Source organism: Clostridium sp. J1101437_171009_A5 (assembly GCF_015547905.1).
Classification (GTDB): Bacteria; Bacillota; Clostridia; order Oscillospirales; family Oscillospiraceae; genus Pseudoflavonifractor_A; species Pseudoflavonifractor_A gallinarum.
This window is the reverse complement of the sequence record NZ_JADMVY010000008.1, coordinates 141,573-161,013: the sequence shown is the minus strand read 5'-3', so window position 1 is coordinate 161,013 and position 19,441 is coordinate 141,573. Positions and strand designations below refer to the sequence as shown.

Annotated in this window: 14 protein-coding genes; 6 read left to right on the top strand and 8 right to left on the bottom strand. The window is 61.8% G+C overall.

What is annotated here, in order from left to right; translation table 11 throughout:
* Positions 1 to 98: 98 nt before the first annotated feature.
* From I2C21_RS12070 to I2C21_RS12055, 4 genes are all read left to right on the top strand, one after another.
* Entirely contained in the window at positions 99 to 1,448 is a 1,350-nt protein-coding gene (locus I2C21_RS12070; protein WP_353654806.1) for a recombinase family protein, read from the top strand.
* 249 nt (positions 1,449 to 1,697) lie between these two features.
* A complete protein-coding gene (locus I2C21_RS12065; protein WP_195279382.1) occupies positions 1,698 to 2,426 on the top strand; it encodes a DUF4358 domain-containing protein in 729 nt (242 codons plus the stop codon).
* Between the two features lie 83 nt (positions 2,427 to 2,509).
* Complete coding sequence (locus tag I2C21_RS12060; RefSeq protein ID WP_101691828.1) at positions 2,510 to 3,913, top strand: MBOAT family O-acyltransferase; 1,404 nt, start codon at positions 2,510 to 2,512, stop codon at positions 3,911 to 3,913.
* 16 nt (positions 3,914 to 3,929) lie between these two features.
* Positions 3,930 to 5,066 (top strand): DHHW family protein, encoded by a 1,137-nt coding sequence (locus I2C21_RS12055; RefSeq protein ID WP_101691827.1) that lies wholly within the window; start codon positions 3,930 to 3,932, stop codon positions 5,064 to 5,066.
* 53 nt (positions 5,067 to 5,119) lie between these two features.
* Here I2C21_RS12055 and I2C21_RS12050 read toward each other — a convergent pair whose 3' ends face one another.
* Entirely contained in the window at positions 5,120 to 6,142 is a 1,023-nt protein-coding gene (locus I2C21_RS12050) for a hypothetical protein (protein WP_195279381.1), read from the bottom strand.
* A gap of 13 nt (positions 6,143 to 6,155) precedes the next feature.
* On the bottom strand, positions 6,156 to 7,637 hold the full coding sequence (locus I2C21_RS12045) for an MBOAT family O-acyltransferase (protein WP_195279380.1): 1,482 nt from the start codon (positions 7,635 to 7,637) through the stop codon (positions 6,156 to 6,158).
* A gap of 184 nt (positions 7,638 to 7,821) precedes the next feature.
* Here I2C21_RS12045 and I2C21_RS12040 point away from each other — a divergent pair, with 184 nt between their 5' ends.
* Positions 7,822 to 8,487 (top strand): helix-turn-helix transcriptional regulator, encoded by a 666-nt coding sequence (locus I2C21_RS12040; RefSeq protein WP_193537211.1) that lies wholly within the window; start codon positions 7,822 to 7,824, stop codon positions 8,485 to 8,487.
* Between the two features lie 24 nt (positions 8,488 to 8,511).
* Complete coding sequence (locus I2C21_RS12035) at positions 8,512 to 9,924, top strand: Sapep family Mn(2+)-dependent dipeptidase (protein WP_195279379.1); 1,413 nt, start codon at positions 8,512 to 8,514, stop codon at positions 9,922 to 9,924.
* Between the two features lie 361 nt (positions 9,925 to 10,285).
* Here the strand turns inward: I2C21_RS12035 and I2C21_RS12030 are convergent, their stop codons facing one another.
* From I2C21_RS12030 to tpiA, 6 genes are all read right to left on the bottom strand, one after another.
* A complete protein-coding gene (locus tag I2C21_RS12030; RefSeq protein WP_101691822.1) occupies positions 10,286 to 11,770 on the bottom strand; it encodes a DUF1846 domain-containing protein in 1,485 nt (494 codons plus the stop codon).
* Positions 11,771 to 11,999: 229 nt separating this feature from the next.
* A complete protein-coding gene (udk, locus tag I2C21_RS12025) occupies positions 12,000 to 12,617 on the bottom strand; it encodes a uridine kinase (RefSeq protein ID WP_101691821.1) in 618 nt (205 codons plus the stop codon).
* A 127-nt stretch (positions 12,618 to 12,744) separates the two neighbouring features.
* Positions 12,745 to 14,103 (bottom strand): uracil-xanthine permease family protein, encoded by a 1,359-nt coding sequence (locus I2C21_RS12020; RefSeq protein WP_101691820.1) that lies wholly within the window; start codon positions 14,101 to 14,103, stop codon positions 12,745 to 12,747.
* Positions 14,104 to 14,850: 747 nt separating this feature from the next.
* Positions 14,851 to 16,152, bottom strand: coding sequence for a phosphopyruvate hydratase (gene eno / locus I2C21_RS12015; RefSeq protein ID WP_101691819.1), 1,302 nt, complete (start codon positions 16,150 to 16,152; stop codon positions 14,851 to 14,853).
* Between the two features lie 307 nt (positions 16,153 to 16,459).
* Positions 16,460 to 17,980, bottom strand: coding sequence for a 2,3-bisphosphoglycerate-independent phosphoglycerate mutase (gpmI, locus tag I2C21_RS12010; protein ID WP_186963445.1), 1,521 nt, complete (start codon positions 17,978 to 17,980; stop codon positions 16,460 to 16,462).
* A gap of 85 nt (positions 17,981 to 18,065) precedes the next feature.
* Positions 18,066 to 18,839 (bottom strand): triose-phosphate isomerase, encoded by a 774-nt coding sequence (tpiA, locus tag I2C21_RS12005; RefSeq protein ID WP_101691817.1) that lies wholly within the window; start codon positions 18,837 to 18,839, stop codon positions 18,066 to 18,068.
* Between the last annotated feature and the right edge of the window lie 602 nt (positions 18,840 to 19,441).

Here is a 19,441-nt window from a genome sequence, read left to right as displayed (position 1 = left end):
TAGAAATCGAATGGAAAATCTGACGGGCTGCCCCCGTCATACGCTATCCCTTTTGTGCCCTTGTCTATATTAGTGAACTCATCTTCCCAAGCTATGGTGTGCGCTTTATCGCCGTCAACGATGGCGTGGACAGCCTGTACGAGTCCACCAATGACTTCACGCCCTTCCGGAATCTGATGAACGAGTTCTATGCCAAGGACTGTAGCAAGAAGGGACGCTCTGTGGTTCGTCTCAAGGCTGAGACTGGCGCCAGGGTCTCCTCCCGACCCCGCTATGGGTATATGAAGGACCCGGCAGATCCCAAACGACACATGGTGCCTGATCCTGAGACTGCTCCGGTAGTACGGTACATCTTTGACCTCTGCGTTTCTGGAAAGGGTCCTGCTCAGATTGCAAAGCAGCTCAAGAAAGACAAAATTCCCACGCCTGGATATTCCTACTACCAGAAGCATGGGGTGGAACTGACCGGAGTGGACATCACTCAGCCATACAACTGGTCCACCAACACCATCGCTGGCATTCTGGAGGATGAGACTTACCTGGGTCACACCATCAACCTGAAATCCACCACCCTGTCCTTCAAGAACAAGAAGCGCATTGAGCGTCCCGAGTCTGAGCAACTCCGCTTTGAGAATACGCACGAAGCACTCGTTACGCAACAGACCTGGGAGATCGTACAGGATATCCGCAAGCATAAGAGGCGTCCGGCAAAGATGGAGGAGCAGAATATCTTCTCCGGGCTGGTCTACTGTCTGGACTGCGGGGGCACCATGGTACTGCACCGAGCACACACCATGGATGCGGTGAAAAACAACTTCATGTGCTCTACCTACAAGAAGAAAGGCAAAGATGTTTGCTCTGGGCATTACATCAGAGAACAAGAACTCAGTGCCATCCTGCTGGATGACATCCGGCGTGTCACGCACTTCGCTCGTCAGAACGAGCTACGGTTTGCGGAGCATATCCGCAAGAAACAGGGCAAGGAGGCGCAGCAAGAGATCACGGTGCTTCAAAAGAAAATCGACACCATGCAAAAGCGCCAGGACGAGCTGACAAAACTCTTCAAACGGCTCTACGAGGACAGCGTCCTTGGCCGCATCCCGGACGAGCAGTATCGCATCCTCTCTCAAGAGTACACTGCCGAGCAGAAAGAGATTCAAGAACAGCTCCCTGCCATGGAAGTAAGGCTTCAGGAACTGAAAGACTCCAGCTCCAATATTACCCGGTTCATTGAGAACGCCAAACGGTACAGCCAGATCCCGGAACTGACCGCTGAGATCTTGCGCATCTTCATCAAGCGGGTGGAGGTCGGTGAGCGTGCGGAGAAATACTCCCGCACAGCGCCGCAGGAGGTGCGTATCTATTACCGCGACATTGGTCTGGTGGATGAACTTCCTCAGAGCATGGTTGATTCCGTGGCAGAAGAAATCCCAAATGAGGTTGCATGAGCAGAAAAGGGAGGCTGTGCCGAAACACAGCCTCCCTCCACAGGAACAAATATTGAGTTATATGGGTAGGTTCATAAATTGTCCCTATGGAACGCCGGAGAACGCGCCGGAGGGATTTTTTTGCCCCCTTGAAACTTTGTCCTTTTTTGCGGGAACTTTTTCTCCCGCCCTCTCGTCCAATTTCATGCAGCCGGGATTCCGGCGCAAATCCGATTTCATCTTGTATTTTTAAAAGGAGTTATGACACATATGAATCACCGCTTTTCCTCTCTGGCCCTGGCCGGCCTCCTCACCGCCGGTCTTCTGACCGGCTGCGGCGCCTCCACGCCCCCCTCCACGCCCTCGCCCGCTCCCTCCGCGCCGGTGGTCTCGGAGACCCCCGCGCCCCTTCCCAGCGAGAGCCTCCTCCCCTCGGAGACCCCCGCGCCCGAGGCCACTCCCTCCGCCGCGCCGGAGAGCTCCTCCGCCCCCAGCGCCGCACCTTCTTCCAAGCCCAGCGCGCAGCCCACGGCCAAACCCACCGCCAAGCCCACGGCGAAGCCGACGGCCAAGCCCACCCCCACTCCGGCCCCCACGCCCACGCCCGCTCCCGCCACCTCCGCGGTGGACTCTGTGTGGAATGAGATCGCCAAGAGCTCCGATCTCCCCTCCCTCAGCGACGTGGATGCCGCCACGCTGGAGGCGGTCTACGGCATCTCCTCCGACGATCTGGTGGACTATGTCTGTAAGATCCCCCTCATCAATGTGACGGCCACCGAGTATTTCATCGCCGAGGTCAAGGACGGCAAGATGGACAGCGTGAAGGCCTCTCTGGAAGCCCGCCAGGATGCCCTGGACCAGCAGTGGAGCCAGTACCTCCCCGAGCAGTATGAGCTGGTGAAGAACTACCAGCTGGTGACCAATGGCAACTACGTCCTCTTCGTGGTGAGCGAGTACGCCGACGAGGCGGTTTCTGCCTTCAACACCTATACAAAGTAAGAAATATCGGGTATACTAAGCAGGCGTCCGGCGGCGGCCGTGCCCCGGACGTCTGCTATTTTTCCTTTGGAAGGTGATTGTGATTGGTCTTTTCCAGCCTGTATTTTCTCTTTTTGTACCTGCCAGTGGTCCTTCTGGCCTATTATGTGACGCCTCTGAAATGGCGCAACGCCGTACTCCTCCTCTTCAACCTGATCTTCTACGGCTGGGGGGAGCCCAAGTACATCCTCATCATGTTTGCCTCCATCGCCATCGACTACACCCATGGCATGCTGGTCACCCGGTGCAAGGCCAAGGGCAATGACCGGGGCGCCCGGATGGCGGTGGCCTCCTCGGTGATCTTCAATCTGGCCCTGCTCTTCTTCTTCAAGTACTGGGACTTCCTGGCCCAGTCCCTGGCGGCCGTGGGCCTGCCCTTCATGCCGGTGCTGAACATCCGCCTGCCCATCGGCATCTCCTTCTATACCTTCCAGACCATGAGCTACACCATCGACGTCTACCGGGGGGATGCCCGGTGCCAGCGCAACGTCATCACCTTCAGCACCTTCGTCACCCTCTTCCCCCAGCTCATCGCCGGTCCCATCATCAAGTATAAGGACCTGGACGACCAGCTGGAGCACCGCACTCACTCCCCGGAGCAGTTTGCCTCCGGCGTGCAGGTCTTCGTGGTGGGTCTGGCCAAGAAGGTGCTGCTGGCCAACAACCTGGGCATGCTCTGGGACGCCTACAAGGCCATGCCCGTGAGCGAGCTGACCACGGCGGGGGCCTGGCTGGGCATCGTGGCCTTCTCCCTCCAGCTCTACTTTGACTTCTCGGGCTACTCCGACATGGCCATCGGCCTGGGCCGGATGCTGGGCTTTGAGTTTATCCCCAACTTCAACTACCCCTATATCTCCAAGTCCATCACCGAGTTCTGGCGGCGGTGGCACATGTCTCTGGGCACCTGGTTCCGGGAGTACCTCTACATCCCCCTGGGCGGCAACCGGGTGAGCAAGCCCCGGCTCCTCTTCAACCTCCTGGTGGTGTGGGCCGCCACCGGCATCTGGCATGGAGCCAGCTGGAACTTCCTGATCTGGGGCCTCTACTTCGCCGTGCTGCTGATCGTGGAGAAATTCTTCCTGCTCCAGTATCTCAAGCGCCTGCCCGCCGCCCTTCAGCACCTTTACGCCCTCTTCTTCGTACTGGTGAGCTGGGCCATCTTCGCTGTGGAGGACTTCTCCCACATGGGGGCCTACCTGGGCGCCATGTTCGGCATGGCCCAGGGTGGTCTGGCCGACCCCGCCTTCGGCTACTACCTGCGCTCCTACGGCCTGACCCTGCTGGTGGGGTGCGTGGCCTCCCTGCCCCTGGGGGCGGGTCTGTGGCGCCGCCTCCGGGAGCGGCCCCGGCTGGTCCTCCTCCCCATTCTGGTGCTGGCCGGTCTCCTCTTCTCCACCGCCTATCTGGTGGATGCCACCTATAACCCCTTCCTCTATTTCCGTTTCTAATAGGAGGTATGTTTGTATGAGCAAGCGTTACTGTATCTTCCTCTCGGCTCTGTTCTGCGCCTTCCTGGCGGTCTTTCTGGTGGCGGGCGCGGTGAGCCCCGACCAGTCCTTCTCCCAGCTGGAGAACCGCACCCTTCAGCAGCTCCCCACCCCCACGGTGGAGACCGTGCTCAACGGCAAGTTCATGTCCGACTTTGAGACCTACACCACCGACCAGTTCCCCGGCCGGGACGCCTGGGTGGACCTGAAGGCCCGCACCGAGAAGGCCATGGGCAAGCAGGAGAACAACAGCGTGTACTTCTGCAAGGAGGACACCCTCATCACCCGCTTTGACACCCCGGACGCCCAGAACGTGGCCAACAACCTGAGCTATGTGGACCAGTTTGCCCAGAAGGCGGGTGTGCCCGTCTACTTCTCCCTCATTCCCGGCGCGGCGGAGATCTGGTCCGACCGCCTGCCCGAGGGCGCGCCCAACGCCAGTCAGAAGGCCGTCATCGACCAGGCCGCCTCCACGCTGAAGAACGCCCTGGTCTATGACACCTACTCTGTTATGGACGCCCACAGCGACGAGGACATCTACTACCGCACCGACCACCACTGGACGAGCCTTGGCGCCTACTACGGCTATACCGCCCTCATGGACGCCCTGGGGATGGAGGCCGTGCCCCTCTCCAACTACACCAAGACCACCGTGTCCGACTCCTTCTACGGCACCATCTTCTCCTCCTCCGGCGTGCGCTGGGTCCGCCCCGACTGCATCGACACCTATGTGCCCGCCGACGGCATCACCGTCACCTCCCACACCTATGACAACAAGGGCAACCCGGTGGAGGAGGAGCGTCCCCTCTACGACACCTCCTTCCTGAGCGTCAAGGACAAGTACTCCATGTTCCTGGGCGGCAACCAGCCCCTGGCCGTGGTGCGCACCCCCCACACCGACGCCCCCAAGCTCCTCATCGTGCGGGATTCCTACACCGACAGCCTGGTCCCCTTCCTGACCGCCCACTTCTCGGAGATCCATCTGGTGGACCCCCGCTACTACAAGCTCTCGGTGGCCGACTACATCCAGGAGAACGGCATCGACGAGGCCCTGGTCCTCTACAGCGTCTCCAACTTCGTCACCGACAAGAACCTGGTCTGGCTGGCCAAATAAACACCCAATCAAAAAGCGCATGTCCCTACCGGGACATGCGCTTTTTCTTACAATCAGGCCAGTTCGGCCAGTTTGGCGGCATAGGCCTCATAGTCGGCCTGCCAGTCGGCGTCCTCCGACTCGGCGAAGAGGTCCGGATAGCGCCGGTTCATCAGGTAGGCGAAATAGTCGGTGAACTTCACCGCGCCCCCGCCGTTCAGATGGCGCTGGTCATAGAAGTCGTCCAGTGTCAGCCCCATCTCCTGGTAGCTGTTGTTGAAGTCGTCAAAGGGCACCCCCCGCTCGGCGGCGATGCGCGCCACCTCCTCCATGCGCAGGCGCTGGGTCTCCTCCAGCGCGGTGTTGGAGGGGGCTTTGATGAGCCACAGGGCGATCCCCCGAGACTGGCACAGGTCGATGATCCGGTTGAGCCAGTAGACGTTCTTCTCGCTCAAGTTCCCGCTCTCCCCCTCCTCGGGCGGGATGGTCTCGGGCCGGACGGCCTGTCCGGGGAGGAGCACATAGCCCTTGTAGGGGTCGTGGAGGTCCTCCTTCCGGGTGTGGTAGTCCTCCTCCTCCAGCTCATCCCAGCGGCCGTGGTACATCATGAAGTTCCACAGCAGAGGGGCCCGCTCCCCCTTGGGGGCGGATACCTTGGCCAGGGCCACCTTGTCCAGGGAGAAGCGCAGGTCGTCCATGTAGGAGAAGTTCACCCCGTTGTCGTGGTACTCCGTATTGTTGCCCATCATGTTGCACTCCACCACCACCAGCTGGGGGGACTGGTACTTGAGGGCCTCCTTCAGATAGGTATAGGTGGCCCACATGGGCTGGAGCTGGGTGGCAAAGACATAGCTCTTCACCCCGGTCTCGTGCCACAGCTCCAGGGGCGAGAGGGAGGCGTAGATGTGGGAGGAGCCGAAGAACATGGCAGTGAACTCCCCCCGGGGCTCGTTGTAGAACCCGCCGATCTTGTTGGTCATGTCCCAGGGGCCCTCCAGGGACTTGCGGGCAAAGATCCAGGTGATCGGCCCCGCCGTCAGCACCAGCAGCAGGAAGAGGGCCAGGCCGCTGAGCAGGAATTTTTTCGTGGATGACAAGGCACACTCCTCCTTAGAACTGGAAGTAGATGAACTGGGACGCGGAGAAGCCCGGCCCATAGATGCCGAAGATCAGGATCACATACACCGCCAGCAGGTAGCACACCCACCGCACGGGCAGGGGCAGGCGCACCAGCCCGCGCCGCAGCTCCACCCCCGCGTTGTTGCACAGGTCCACCGCCATGAGGACCAGGATGGAGAGGAACATGAGGCGCAGCTCGGCCCCCTCCAGTCCCAGGGTGAAGCCCTCGCCCACCGCGGCACCGCCCGCCAGAAGGACGCGGAGCATGTCCACCGCCGTGGAGAAGGAGGGCGCCCGGAAAAAGAGCCAGGCAAAGTCGATGAGCACAAAGGTGATCCCCACCCGGAGGACCTGCCAGAGCCGTCCGGAGCGGTCGATCTTGAATGCGGCGCACAGCCGCTCCCGGGCGGGACGGAGGATCTCCCCCACTACCTGGTAGACTCCGTTGAGGCCGCCCCACACCACATAGTTCCAGCTGGCCCCGTGCCACAGGCCGGAGGCCAGGAAGGTGACCAGGTTGTTGAAATACTTGCGTCTCTTTCCCTTCCGGTTGCCCCCCAGGGGGATGTAGAGGTAGTCCCGGAACCAGGTGGACAGGGAGATGTGCCACCGCCGCCAGAACTCCCCGCAGGATTTGGAGAGATAGGGCTGGCGGAAGTTCTCCATCAGGGAGAAGCCCATCACCTTGGCCGCGCCGATGGCAATATTGGAGTACCCCCCGAAGTCACAGTAGATCTGGAAGGCGAAGAGCACGGTGCCCAGCACGATGGCCCAGGCCGGCATCTCCTGGTAGTGGTCAAAGATCTGGTCCACCACGATGGAGACCCGGTCGGCCACCACCATCTTCTGAAAGAGGCCCCACAGCATGAGGAGGAGCCCGTCCCGGGCCCGGAGGGGGTCAAAGGTGTGCTCCTCATGGACCTGGTGGAGCAGGTTCTTGGAGCGCTCGATGGGTCCGGCCACCAGCTGGGGGAAGAAGGAGACAAAGAGGGCGTAGCGGAAGAAATTCTTCTCGGCCTCCACCTCGCCCCGGTACACGTCCATGGTGTAGCTCAGGGCCTGGAAGGTATAGAAGGAGATGCCCACGGGCAGGATCACATCAAAGACCGGCTTGTGCAGGGCGATCCCGCCCAGGGCGAAGAGGGCCTCCACATTGTCCCAGAAGAAGCCCCAGTATTTGAAGAAGAAGAGGATGGCCAGGTTGGAGAGAAAGCTCAGGGTCACCCACAGCCGGCGCAATCGCCGGCGCTTTTCCCCGTCCTCCACCTGCCCCGCCCGCTGGAGGAGCAGTCCGCTCACAAAGGTGATGCCGGTGGACAGGGCCATGAGCAGGGCGTACCGGGGGTTCCAGCACATATAGAAATAGTAGCTGGTCGCCAGAAGCCACACCCAGCGCACCCGGTGGGGCAGCAGGAAGTAGGCCAGGGTGACTATGGGGAAAAAGATGAGGAAATCCAGGGAGTTGAAAAGCATGGGTTCCTTCCTCCAGTCGCGCTTGGTGGGGTCGAAAGACCCGCAGTTTTTTTATTATATCACAGCTCCCCGCATAAATCATCTCCTTTCTGGGGTGCCGCCCCTTCTGCCCCTTGCCTCCCCATGGGAAAGATGCTAAAATGAATTGTTATCCCAGATTTCAGCTTTGTGAGGTGATTCCGCCATGACCCGCGCGGAAGCTTTTGAATTTCTCGACCGGACCGCAAGAGGCATCGCGGAAATGTTCGGCTCTTCCTGTGAGACCCTGGTCCACGATATGGGAGACCCCAAGCATCCCATCCTCTCCATCTACAACGGCCATGTGTCGGGGCGCACGGTGGGCTCCACCATGGACATCCTGGGCACCGCCAAGGAGCTGGACATGACCGCCCTGACCACCGACTTCGTCAACCTCTACGCCACCACCCCCTCGGGCCAGCAGATCAAGAGCAGTACCTTCCACATCATCCAGGAGGGGAAGGACGGCTACAACCTGGCCCTGGGCATCAACTTTGACTACACCTCCCTGGTGTACGCCAACCGCATCCTGGTGGACCTGATGAATGCCGAGGCCGATCTCCAGAGCGCCATGTGGCAGGGCGGGGACAGCCGTCTGGCCGACATCTTTGACGAGTGCATTGCCGCCGTGGGGAAGCCGGTCTCTTCCCTGACCAAAAAGGACCGCATGAAGGTCATCGCCCTGCTGGATCAGAAGAACGCCTTCTCCTTCCGCAAGTCGGTGCCCTTCGTATCCAAGCGGCTCCAGGTCTCCCGCTATACTGTGTACAAATACCTGGGAGAGCTGGCCGAGCAGGGCGGCGGCGACGCCGACGAGCCCGGTGAGCTCTGACCCATCTGCAAGGAGGAATTTACCATGTACGAGGAACAGATCCACGCCTATTTTGACGACCCCAAGGCCCGTGAGACCCTCATCGCGGCCATCTCCCGCCTGGTGGCGGTCAAGAGCGTCCGGGGCGAGGCCCAGCCCGGCATGCCCTACGGCCCCGGCCCCGCCGCCGCTCTGGCCGAGGGCCTGAAGCTGGCCGGCGAGTGGGGTTTTCACACCGAGAACCATGAGAACCAGGTGGGCACCGCCGACCTGAACGACAAGGAGACCCGCCTGCACATCCTGGGCCACCTGGACGTGGTGGGCGAGGGCAAGGGCTGGTCCACCGACCCCTACACCTGTGTGGAAAAGGACGGCATGCTCTACGGCCGCGGCGTCTCCGACGACAAGGGCCCCGTGGTCTGCGCTCTGATGGCCATGAAGGCCATCCGGGAGCTGGACCTCCCCCTCTCGGCCAACGTGCGCCTGCTCATGGGCACCGATGAGGAGAGCGGCTCGGGCGACATCGCCTACTACTACTCCAAGCACCCCTTCGCCCCCTACGCCTTCACCCCCGACGCCGACTTCCCGGTCATCCACATCGAGAAGGGCCACTACCACCCCTCCTTCGGCAAGCGCTGGGCCCCGGAGACCGCTCTGCCCCGGGTGACCGGCCTGAAGGGCGGCTTCCGCACCAATGTGGTGCCCCCCGAGGCTGAGTGCGTGGTCTCCGGTCTCACCCCCGCCCAGGTGGAAGAGGCAGCCGGAGCGGTGGCCGCTGCCACCCACACCCCCTTCACCGTCACCGCCGAGGGAGAGTCCGTGCGCATCCACTGCGCCGGTCAGAACGCCCACGCCGCCTCCCCCGATGACGGGCGCAACGCCATCTCGGGCCTGCTCGAGCTGCTGGCGCGCCTCCCCCTGGCCGAGTGCGAGAGCACCCAGGCCCTCCGGTCCATGCACACCCTCTTCCCCTTCGGCGACACCCGCGGCAAGGCCCTGGGCATCGCCAAGGAGGACGCCGAGTCCGGCCCCCTCACCCTGAATCTGGCTCTCATGGAGCTGGACGGGGAGGGCTTCTCCGCCAAGTTCGACGTGCGCTACCCGGTCTCCTCCAACGAGGACAACTGCAAGAAGGCCTGTGAGGCGAGCCTGGCCCGCCACGGCATCGCGGTCACCGCCGACCCGGACATGACCAGCGTCCACTGCGTCCCCGCCGACTCCAAGCTGGTGACCACCCTGATGGAGAGCTATCAGACCTTCTCCGGGGACACCCAGTCCAAGCCCCTGGCCATCGGCGGCGGCACCTATGTCCACGACATCCCTGGCGGCGTGGCCTTCGGCTGCGTCTTCCCCGGCTTTGATCCCAAGATGCACGCCCCCGACGAGCAGGCCAATGTGGAGCAGCTCCTGTGCGCCTGCAAGATCTTTACCCACGCCATCGTGGAGCTGTGTAAGTAAATAGCTCCCTTCTCCGCGCCCTGTCCGCTCTCGGATGGGGCGCGGTTTTTTTGCCGGGAGCGGCGCCTGTTCGGCGGGAACGCCCCTTTCTTCGCGAAGAAAGGGGCGGAAAGAAGGCCCGGGGGAAGACTCCCCCGGCCCCCTCCCATTTTTCCTGGCAAAGACCAGGATACCGGGTGGCCGGGGGGCATGGCCTGGCGGTATCCACACCCGGGAGGTCCCGGTTGCGTGGGGCCCCGAGTCACCCCCACGCCTCAGTTCCAGGCAGCTGCCGCGCCGATTTTGGGTATGGTGTCTCGCACAGCCAAAGATAAACCCCCCATCCGAACGGATGGGGGGCAGTGCATTTTTGAGAAACTTTTTATCTGTGGTAGAGCTTGTTGGTCTCGTACTGGGGCTCGGTGGTCAGGTGCATGCCCAGCTTGGAGTAGGTGGAGTTGTCCACCTGGGAGAGGATCACGGTGGAATGTGCCTCGCAGCCCCGCAGCTTGGAGAGCTGGGCCAGGGCCTTGGCGGCCACCGGGTCGGCGGCGGCCGAGATGGCCAGGGCGATGAGGGTCTCGTCGCTGTGGATGCGGGGGTTGTTGGAGCCCAGGTGCTTGACCTTCACGGTCTGGATGGGGGTGAGGGCCTCGGGGGAGATCAGATGGTACTCGTGCTCGATGCCGGCCAGCACCTTGAGGGCGTTGAGCAGGGCGGCGGAGCAGGCACCCAGGAGCTCGGTGGTCTTGCCGGTGACCACCTGGCCGTCGGGCAGCTCGATGGCGAAGGCCGGGTTGCCGGTCTCCTCGGCCACCTGGAGGGAGGCGGCGATGACCGGGCGCTGGGCAGCGCTGGCCTTGGCCTGCTGCATGAGCAGCTCCAGCTTGTACACCAGGGAATCGTCGGCCTTGCCCTGGCGGCGGTCGCTCAGGCCGTTGTAGTAGCGGCGGATGATCTCCTGCCGGGCGGCATCCTGGACGGCCTCGTCGTCAAAGATGCAGTTGCCCGCCATGTTCACGCCCATGTCGGTGGGGGACTTGTAGGGGCACTCCCCCATGATCTTCTCAAACATGGCCGAGAGCACCGGGAAGATCTCCACGTCCCGGTTGTAGTTGACGGTGGTCTTGCCGTAGGCCTGGAGGTGGAAGGGGTCGATGACGTTCACATCCCCCAGGTCGGCGGTGGCGGCCTCATAGGCCAGGTTCACCGGGTGCTGGAGGGGCAGGTTCCAGATGGGGAAGGTCTCGAACTTGGCGTATCCGGCCTTGACGCCCCGCTTGTACTCATGGTAGAGCTGGGACAGGCACACCGCCATTTTGCCGCTGCCCGGGCCGGGGGCGGTGACCACCGCGAGGGGACGGGTGGTCTCCACATACTCGTTTTTGCCATAGCCCTCGTCGCTGACGATGAGGGGGATGTTGTGGGGGTAGCCGGCGATGGGATAGTGCAGGTACACCCGCAGGCCCAGGTGCTCCATCCGGCGCTTGAAGGCGTCGGCGGCGGGCTGTCCGGCGTACTGGGTGATGACCACGCTGCCCACGAACAGGCCCTGTCCACGGAAGGCGTCGATGAGGCGGAGCACATCCACGTCGTAGGTGATGCCCAGATCGCCCCGCACCTTGTTCTTCTCAATGTCGGAGGCACAGATGGCGATGATGACCTCCACGCTGTCCTTGAGCTGGGTGAGCATACGGATTTTACTGTCGGGCGCGAAGCCGGGCAGCACCCGGGAGGCGTGGTAGTCGTCAAAGAGCTTGCCGCCAAACTCCAGGTAGAGCTTGTTGTCAAACTGGGAGATCCGCTCCTTGATGTGGGCCGACTGCATCTCCAGGTATTTGTCGTTGTCAAAGCCGATCCGGTTCATAATCAGACATTCCCCTCTCTATTCTGATTTTTTCAAATTCAAGTGCGTATTATACCACACCCATACCGCCCTGTATAGGGTACGTCTCCAATTTCGGCGTATTTCTCCCTTCTCTCCGTGCAAGGGAGCTTGTTCCGCCATACAGCGGGGCGCCGGTACCCGTGTACCGGCGCCCCTGGGGTGTAGATCCGATGAAATTCTGCCCAAAAAACCGCGGATCGATCCCCGCTCAGTCCTGCTCCACGTGGCTGCGGATGCGCTCGATGATCATGTCCAGGGCCACGATGTTGTGGCCGCCCTCCAGCACGATGATATCGGCGCAGCGCTTGGAGGGCTCCACAAACTGCTCGTGCATGGGCTTGACCGTGGTCAGATACTGCTCCACCACCGAGTCCAGGGAGCGGCCCCGCTCCTTCACGTCCCGCAGGATGCGCCGGAGGATGCGCACATCCGCATCGGTGTCCACAAAGATCTTGATGTCCATCAGGTCCCGCAGCTCTTTGTTCTCGAAGATGAGAATGCCCTCAATGAGGATGACCTTGGTGGGATGCACCTCCACCGTCTCGGCGGAGCGGTTGTGGACGGTATAGTCATAGGTGGGGCAGTGGACGGTCTCTCCCCGGCGCAGGGCCTGGATATCCTGGATCATCCGGTCGGTGTCGAAGGCATCCGGGTGGTCGTAGTTGAGCTTGCAGCGCTCCTCAAAGGGCATGTCGTCGTGCTGTTTGTAGTAGTTGTCGTGATAGAGCACGCTCACGTGCCCTCCGAAGCGCTCTTTGAGCCGCCGGGTCAGGGTGGTCTTACCGGAACCGGTCCCCCCGGCGATGCCGATGATCATGGTGTCCATAGCTGCTCCTCCGTTCCGTTTTATCCCCGAGATTATATCAAATTTCGCCCCGTGGCGCAAGGCTCGGACACACGCAAAAGCGGCCGGGACCCAAAAGGTCCCGGCCGCTCCGGATACAGAGAATGGATTACTTGGCGTCCAGCTCGGCGCGCTCCTTGGCCTCTTCCTCCACGGTCTTGTTGGGAGCGATAAGGTTGAGGACAAAGGACATGACGCCGGCCACCACCACGGGCTTGGTCAGCAGGGTCTGGACCAGGCTGGGGAAGTTCTCCAGGGCCTGAGTGCCCTCCAGGGTGGACAGGCCCATGGCCAGGGCGATGGACACGCCCACGATGGTGCTGTTGCGGGCGGTGAGGGGCTCGCTGGTCACCAGCTTGAGGCCGGTGAGGGTGATCATGCCGAACACGATCAGGGTGCCGCCGCCGATGACGGGGGCGGGCAGGGTGGACACCAGGGCGCTGAACTTGGGCACCACGCCCAGGGCCAGCATGATGACGGAGGCCACGGTGATGACCCGGCGGCTGACCACCTTGTTCATGGAGACGATGCCCACGTTCTGGCTGTAAGAGGACACGGCTGGCACGCCGAACACGGCGCCCAGCAGGGTTGCAAGGCCGGAGGCCAGCACGCCGCCGGTCAGCTCCTTGCTGGTGGGCTCCCGGTCAAAGCCGCCCACGGTGGTGCCGGTCATGTCGCCCACGGACTGCATCACATTGACCACGGTGATCAGGACCACGGGGAGCACCATGGACACGTCAAAGACCGGAGCGCCGAAGAAGAAGGGCTTGGGAATGGCGATCCAACCGGCGGAGATCACGCCGTCAAAGCTCACCATGCCCATGCAGACGGCCACGATGTAGCCCACCACGGCGCCCAGGAGAATGGAGGCCATCTTGACCACGCCCTTGCCCAGCAGGTTGAAGATCAGCACAGCGGCCAGGGTGATGAAGGCCACGATCCAGTTATTGAGCTGGCCGTAGCTGGGGGAGCTGGCGTTGCCGGCCATGTACTTCAGGGCGATGGGATAGAGGGACAGGCCGATGGCCAGGATGATGGTACCGGTCACCACGGTGGGGAAGAACTTATGGAGCTTTCCAACGCAGAAACCCAGCAGAATGGTCACCACCGCGCACAGGATCTGTGCACCGAAGGCGCCCGCCAGGCCGTACTGAGTCGCGATGGGGGTAAACACGGGCACGCAGGTAAAGCCCGCGCAGAAGATGATGGGCAGCTTGGAGCCGACCGGTCCCAGGGGGAAGGCCTGGATCAGGGTGGCCAGAGCGGACATCATCAGGGAGTACTGGATCATCAGGGTCTTGGTGGCCGGATCCGCTCCGGCCGCGCCGGCCACGACGATGGGCACCGTGACGGTTCCCAAGAACATGGCCATGATGTGTTGCAGTGAAATCGGCAGCGCTTTGCGAATGGGAGGTTTGCTGTCGAAGACATACAGAGAACGGCTTGTCTCTTTCGTTCCTGTGGACATAGAAAATGTCTCCTCTCCTTGCAGTGATCTGCATCTTTCAATTTGGGAGGTTGGAGTATATTATCTCTCTCCAAAACTCCTATAGAGATTATAAGACTTTTTGGTAAATGTGTCAACTTCATAGAAAAACTTTTTTATAGAGATTTCTAAAGTCTGTGGATTCTACCAAAGTTGTTCTCCGTCGCCTCCCGTTCTGTCCTCTCCCCAGACCAGAATGGCAAATTATGAAAATATTCCTGCATAATGATACACTTTTCTATGTCAAAAACTTTTTAGAAGGTCTCAAAAATAAAATGGTGTACCTTGCTGAACCTGAAAAAACCCGCATATAGAACGAGGCCGCCGGCTATTTGCCGGCGGCCTCTTGTTATTTCCTTGTCACGCTTCCCGTCCCTCCGCAACGGCACACTGTGAACCGCTCCGCAAAAAACACCTTTGGCCAAAGGCCAAACTGCTTTTTTGCCTCCGCGGTCCCCTGTGCGCCTGCTCCAGGACTTCAGCGCTTCCGTCTTACTTCAGGTTGAAGAAAGCGTCCTTGCCCAGGTACTGTGCCACGTCGCCCTCGTCGCCGCAAAGTCCGCTCCACTCGGGACGCCCAGGTATGGGCATCCCTCCATCCGCTCCCTTGCGTCTCCTCTTCCCCAGCCGGCCCGCTTCGCTGGGCCCGGCCGGGGTACCCCGGAGCTGGGCGACATATAGAACGAGGCCGCCGGCTGTTTGCCGGCGGCCTCTTATTCCTTTATTACCTCACTTCAGGTTGAAGAAAGCGTCCTTGCCCAGGTACTGTGCCACGTCGCCCAGCTCCTCCTCGATGCGAAGCAGCTGGTTGTACTTGGCCACACGGTCGGTACGGCTGGGAGCGCCGGTCTTGATCTGGCCGGCGTTGGTGGCTACCACGATGTCAGCGATGGTGGTGTCCTCGGTCTCACCGGAGCGGTGAGAGACCACGGCGGTGTAGCCGGCCCGGTTGGCCATCTGGATGGCGTCCAGGGTCTCGGTCAGAGTGCCGATCTGGTTGACCTTGATGAGGATGGAGTTGGCGATCTTGTTCTCCAGGCCCATCTTCAGGCGCTCGGTGTTGGTGACGAACAGGTCGTCGCCCACCAGCTGGACGCGGCCGCCCAGGGCCTTGGTCAGCATCTGCCAACCCTCCACGTCGTCCTCGCCCATGCAGTCCTCCATGGAGATGATGGGGTAGTTGTCGGCGAACTTCTTCCACATGTTGACCATCTGCTGCTTGGTCATGCTCTTCTTGGCCTTGGGCAGGTCATAGCAGCCGGTCTCCGCGTTGTACCAGTCGGACACAGCGGCGTCGATGGCGATCATGAAGTCCTCGCCGGGCTTGTAGCCGGCCTTCTCGATGGCGGCCACGATGCACTTGAAGGCGTCCTCGTCCTTCTTCAGGTTGGGGGCATAGCCGCCCTCGTCGCCCACGCCGGCGGCGGGGGTGCCGTTCTCCTTCAGGACGCTCTTCAGGGTGTGGAAGACCTCAGCGCACATACGCAGAGCTTCCTTCCAGCAGCAGGCGCCCACGGGCATGATCATGAACTCCTGAATGTCCACGTTGTTGGTGGCGTGCGCGCCGCCGTTGAGGATGTTCATCATGGGCACGGGCAGGACCTTGGCGTTGGTGCCGCCGATATAGTTGTACAGGCTGGTGCCCAGGCTCTCGGCAGCGGCCTTAGCGCAGGCCAGGGAGGCGCCCAGAATGGCGTTGGCGCCCAGGCGGCTCTTGTTGGGGGTGCCGTCCAGGTCGATGAGGGCCTTGTCGATGGCCACCTGATCCAGCACGTTCATGCCGATCAGAGCCTCAGCGATCTCGGTATTCACATTCTCGACCGCGGTGAGCACGCCCTTGCCCAGGTAACGGCCCTTGTCGCCGTCCCGCAGCTCGCAGGCCTCGTGCACGCCGGTGGAAGCGCCCGAAGGCACCGCGGCGCGGCCCATGGTGCCGTCGTCCAGATAGACCTCGACCTCAACGGTGGGATTGCCGCGGGAATCCAGGATCTCACGGCCCAGGACGTCAACGATCTCAATGATCTGCTTCATGGGGAATCTACTCCTTTCTAGTGTGGGAGGGAATCCCTCCCGCCGGCAGTGCCGGCTGCGCCCCGGAGGGGGCTCTCTATCTCTGCCCGGTCCCATCGCGCGAAGGGAGGCCGGCGCGGGCCGGCCGGGCGGGCTGACGCGGGAAAATATGGCGGGAAATCGTCCTTAGTTCTCAATCAGAGTCTCGCCGTCCATCTCAGCGGGCTTTTCCAGATTCCCCATGCGGCAGGCCGCATGGGGACCCCGTCTCTTTGCATCTGCCGGGACAAGTGAATTGCCCCGGCATGGGGTGGGCCTGGAAACGCCCTTAATTCTCAATGAGAGTTTCGCCGTCCATCTCAGCGGGCTTTTCCAGGCCCATGAGATCCAGCATGGTGGGGGCGATATCGGCCAGGCGACCGTCCCGCAGCTTCACATCGGCGCCCACGATATAGAAGGGCACCAGATTGGTGGTATGGGCGGTATAGGGGGTGGAGCCGTCGGCGTCCAGCATCCGCTCGGCGTTGCCGTGGTCGGCGGTGATGAGGGTCACGCCGCCCATCCGGGAGGTGGCCTCCACCACCTGGTTGACGCACTCGTCCACCGCTTCCACGGCCAGGCGGGCGGCCTCGTACACGCCGGTGTGGCCCACCATGTCGCAGTTGGCGAAGTTGAGGATGATGACGTCATAGTTGCCGCTCTCGATGCGCTTGACGGCCTCGTCGGCCACCTCGTGGGCGCTCATGTCGGGCTTGAGGTCATAGGTGGCCACCTTGGGAGAGGCGATGAGCACCCGGTCCTCCCCGGGGAAGACCTGCTCGGCGCCGCCGTTGAAGAAGAAGGTCACGTGGGCGTACTTCTCGGTCTCGGCGATGCGCAGCTGGGTGAGACCCAGCTTGCTGATATACTCTCCAAAGATATTCTGGAGCTCCTTGTGGGGGAAAGCCACCGACACATTGGGCATGGTGGCGTCATACTCGGTGGTGCACACATACGTGACGGGCAGGAAGCCCCGCTTGCGCTCCACATCGCCGAAGGCGCTGTCCACGAAGCAGCGGGTGATCTCCCGGGCCCGGTCAGGGCGGAAGTTGAAGAAGATGATGGAGTCGCCCTCGTTCACCGTGGCGCCCTTGGTGCAGACCACGGGCTCCACAAACTCGTCGGTCACCCCGGCATCGTAGGACTTCTGAACGGCCTCCACCGGGTCGGCGCAGAAGGGGGCGTCCCCATTGGCCATGGCGTTGTAGGCCCGCTGGACTCGCTCCCAGCGCTTATCCCGGTCCATGGCGTAGAACCGGCCCATGACGGTGGCCACCTGGCCGATGCCCAGCTCCTTGCACTTGGCCACCAGCTGCTCCACATAGCCCTTGCCCGAAGCGGGGGGCACGTCCCGGCCGTCCAGGAAGCAGTGGATATAGACCTTGCTCAGGCCCTGGCGCTTGGCCATCTCCAGCAGGGCGAAGAGATGGGTGATGTGGCTGTGTACGCCGCCGTCGGAGAGCAGACCCATGAGGTGCAGGGCGCTGTTGCGCTCTTTGCAGTCCCCCATGGCCTCCAGATAGGCGGTGTTCTCAAAGAAAGACCCGTCCTGAATGGCTTTGGTGATCCGGGGCAGGTCCTGGAAGACCACCCGGCCCGCACCGATGTTGGTGTGGCCCACCTCACTGTTGCCCATCTGCCCCTCGGGCAGGCCCACGTCCAGGCCGGAGGCCGAGAGTTTGCACCCCGGGCAGGAGGCAAAGATCCGGTCCAGGTTGGGCGTGCGGGCGTTGGTGATGGCGTTGCCCTTTTCCACATCGGTCAGGCCAAATCCGTCCATAATGATGAGGGTAGTCGGCGTTTTACTCATAGATAAACCTCGGTTCTGACAAAATGAAGAAGAGCGGCGCGTTCTGGGCCCTCCTTGGAGGACGGGTCCGCCCGCCGCCGCAGGCTTACTCCTGGTTGGCAGCGTTGACGATCTGTACGAAATCGGGGGCCTTCAGGGCAGCGCCGCCGATGAGGCCGCCGTCCACGTCGGGCTGAGCCAGCAGCTCGTGGGCGTTCTTGGCGTTCATGGAGCCGCCGTACTGGATGGTCACGGAGCGGGCCACGCGGGCGCCATAGAGCTTGCGGATGACGGCGCGGATGGACTCGCACACCTCGCCGGCCTGCTCGGCCGTGGCCGTCTTGCCGGTGCCGATGGCCCACAGGGGCTCATAGGCGATGACCACATGGCGCATCTTCTCGGCGGGCACGCCGGCCAGCGCGGCCTTCACCTGATAGGAGATCAGGTCCATGGTCACGCCCAGCTCACGCTGCTCCAGGCTCTCGCCCACGCACACGATGGGGTACAGGCCGGCCTCCAGGGCGGCGTGAACCTTCTTGTTGACGGTGAAATCGGTCTCATTGTAGTAGCTGCGGCGCTCGGAGTGGCCGATGATGACATACTTCACGCCCAGCTCCTTGAGCATTTCCGCGGAGACCTCGCCGGTGTAGGCGCCGTGAGACTCGTAGTGAACGTTCTCCGCGCCGATGGCCACACGGCACTCCTTGAACAGGCGGACGGCGGCGGGGATGTTCACGTAGGGAACACACAGCACCACCTCGCACCACTTGGGCTTGCCCAGCAGGGGCTTGAGCTCTTCGGCAAAAGCGCGGGTCTCGGAGAGGGTCTTGTTCATCTTCCAGTTGCCGGCGATGATGGTCTTGCGGTATCTTCTGTTCATGGCTGTTTGGCCTCCTCAAAAATGCTTCTTTCCGTTGGCGTTTCAAAACGACTTTTGCAGAACTACGCCGCTGAAATCTCGGTAAACGGGGCGCAGGATGACACATGCGGCCCAATTCAATTATTTTACGTTATTTTTCAAACTTGTCAAGCGAAAAATCGAAAATAGTGCACTTCTGCTTTCAAAAACATCGTTTTTTCCGCGAAGCATCCGGTTGGTCGGGCATGGAAGACGGCCAGACCATCCCGCCCTGCATCCCTCCCGGGTAAAACCCGGGGCGGGATGGGCTATTTTTCAGGCGTGGTACGCCTGCCGGGGACGGTGACTCCGCCCGGCACGAAACTTTCTTACTTGTCCAGCAGGCAGGCCACGCCGGGCGTCGTCGCCGCAAAGTCCGCTTCCTCCGTTTCCCGCTTTATGCGGAAAACTCCGTCCGCTCCCTTGCGGCTCCTCTCCCCATGTGACCCGCTCCGCTGGGCTCACATGGGGCCCCCCGGGAGCTGCCCGGCACGGGGTTCTTACTTATCCAGCAGGCAGGCCACGCCGGGCGTCGTCGCCGCAAAGTCCGCTTCCTCCGTTTCCCGCTTTATGCGGAAAACTCC

What these genes read in the sequence shown, in the direction of transcription:
- I2C21_RS12035 (WP_195279379.1), top strand. Translation starts at nt 8,512, where the DNA reads ATGTACGAGGAACAGATCCACGCCTATTTTGACGACCCCAAGGCCCGT.
- I2C21_RS12040 (WP_193537211.1), top strand. Translation starts at nt 7,822, where the DNA reads ATGACCCGCGCGGAAGCTTTTGAATTTCTCGACCGGACCGCAAGAGGC.
- I2C21_RS12045 (WP_195279380.1), bottom strand. Translation starts at nt 7,637, where the DNA reads ATGCTTTTCAACTCCCTGGATTTCCTCATCTTTTTCCCCATAGTCACC.
- I2C21_RS12055 (WP_101691827.1), top strand. Translation starts at nt 3,930, where the DNA reads ATGAGCAAGCGTTACTGTATCTTCCTCTCGGCTCTGTTCTGCGCCTTC.
- eno (WP_101691819.1), bottom strand. Translation starts at nt 16,152, where the DNA reads ATGAAGCAGATCATTGAGATCGTTGACGTCCTGGGCCGTGAGATCCTG.
- tpiA (WP_101691817.1), bottom strand. Translation starts at nt 18,839, where the DNA reads ATGAACAGAAGATACCGCAAGACCATCATCGCCGGCAACTGGAAGATG.
- udk (WP_101691821.1), bottom strand. Translation starts at nt 12,617, where the DNA reads ATGGACACCATGATCATCGGCATCGCCGGGGGGACCGGTTCCGGTAAG.
- I2C21_RS12030 (WP_101691822.1), bottom strand. Translation starts at nt 11,770, where the DNA reads ATGAACCGGATCGGCTTTGACAACGACAAATACCTGGAGATGCAGTCG.
- I2C21_RS12020 (WP_101691820.1), bottom strand. Translation starts at nt 14,103, where the DNA reads ATGTCCACAGGAACGAAAGAGACAAGCCGTTCTCTGTATGTCTTCGAC.
- I2C21_RS12065 (WP_195279382.1), top strand. Translation starts at nt 1,698, where the DNA reads ATGAATCACCGCTTTTCCTCTCTGGCCCTGGCCGGCCTCCTCACCGCC.
- gpmI (WP_186963445.1), bottom strand. Translation starts at nt 17,980, where the DNA reads ATGAGTAAAACGCCGACTACCCTCATCATTATGGACGGATTTGGCCTG.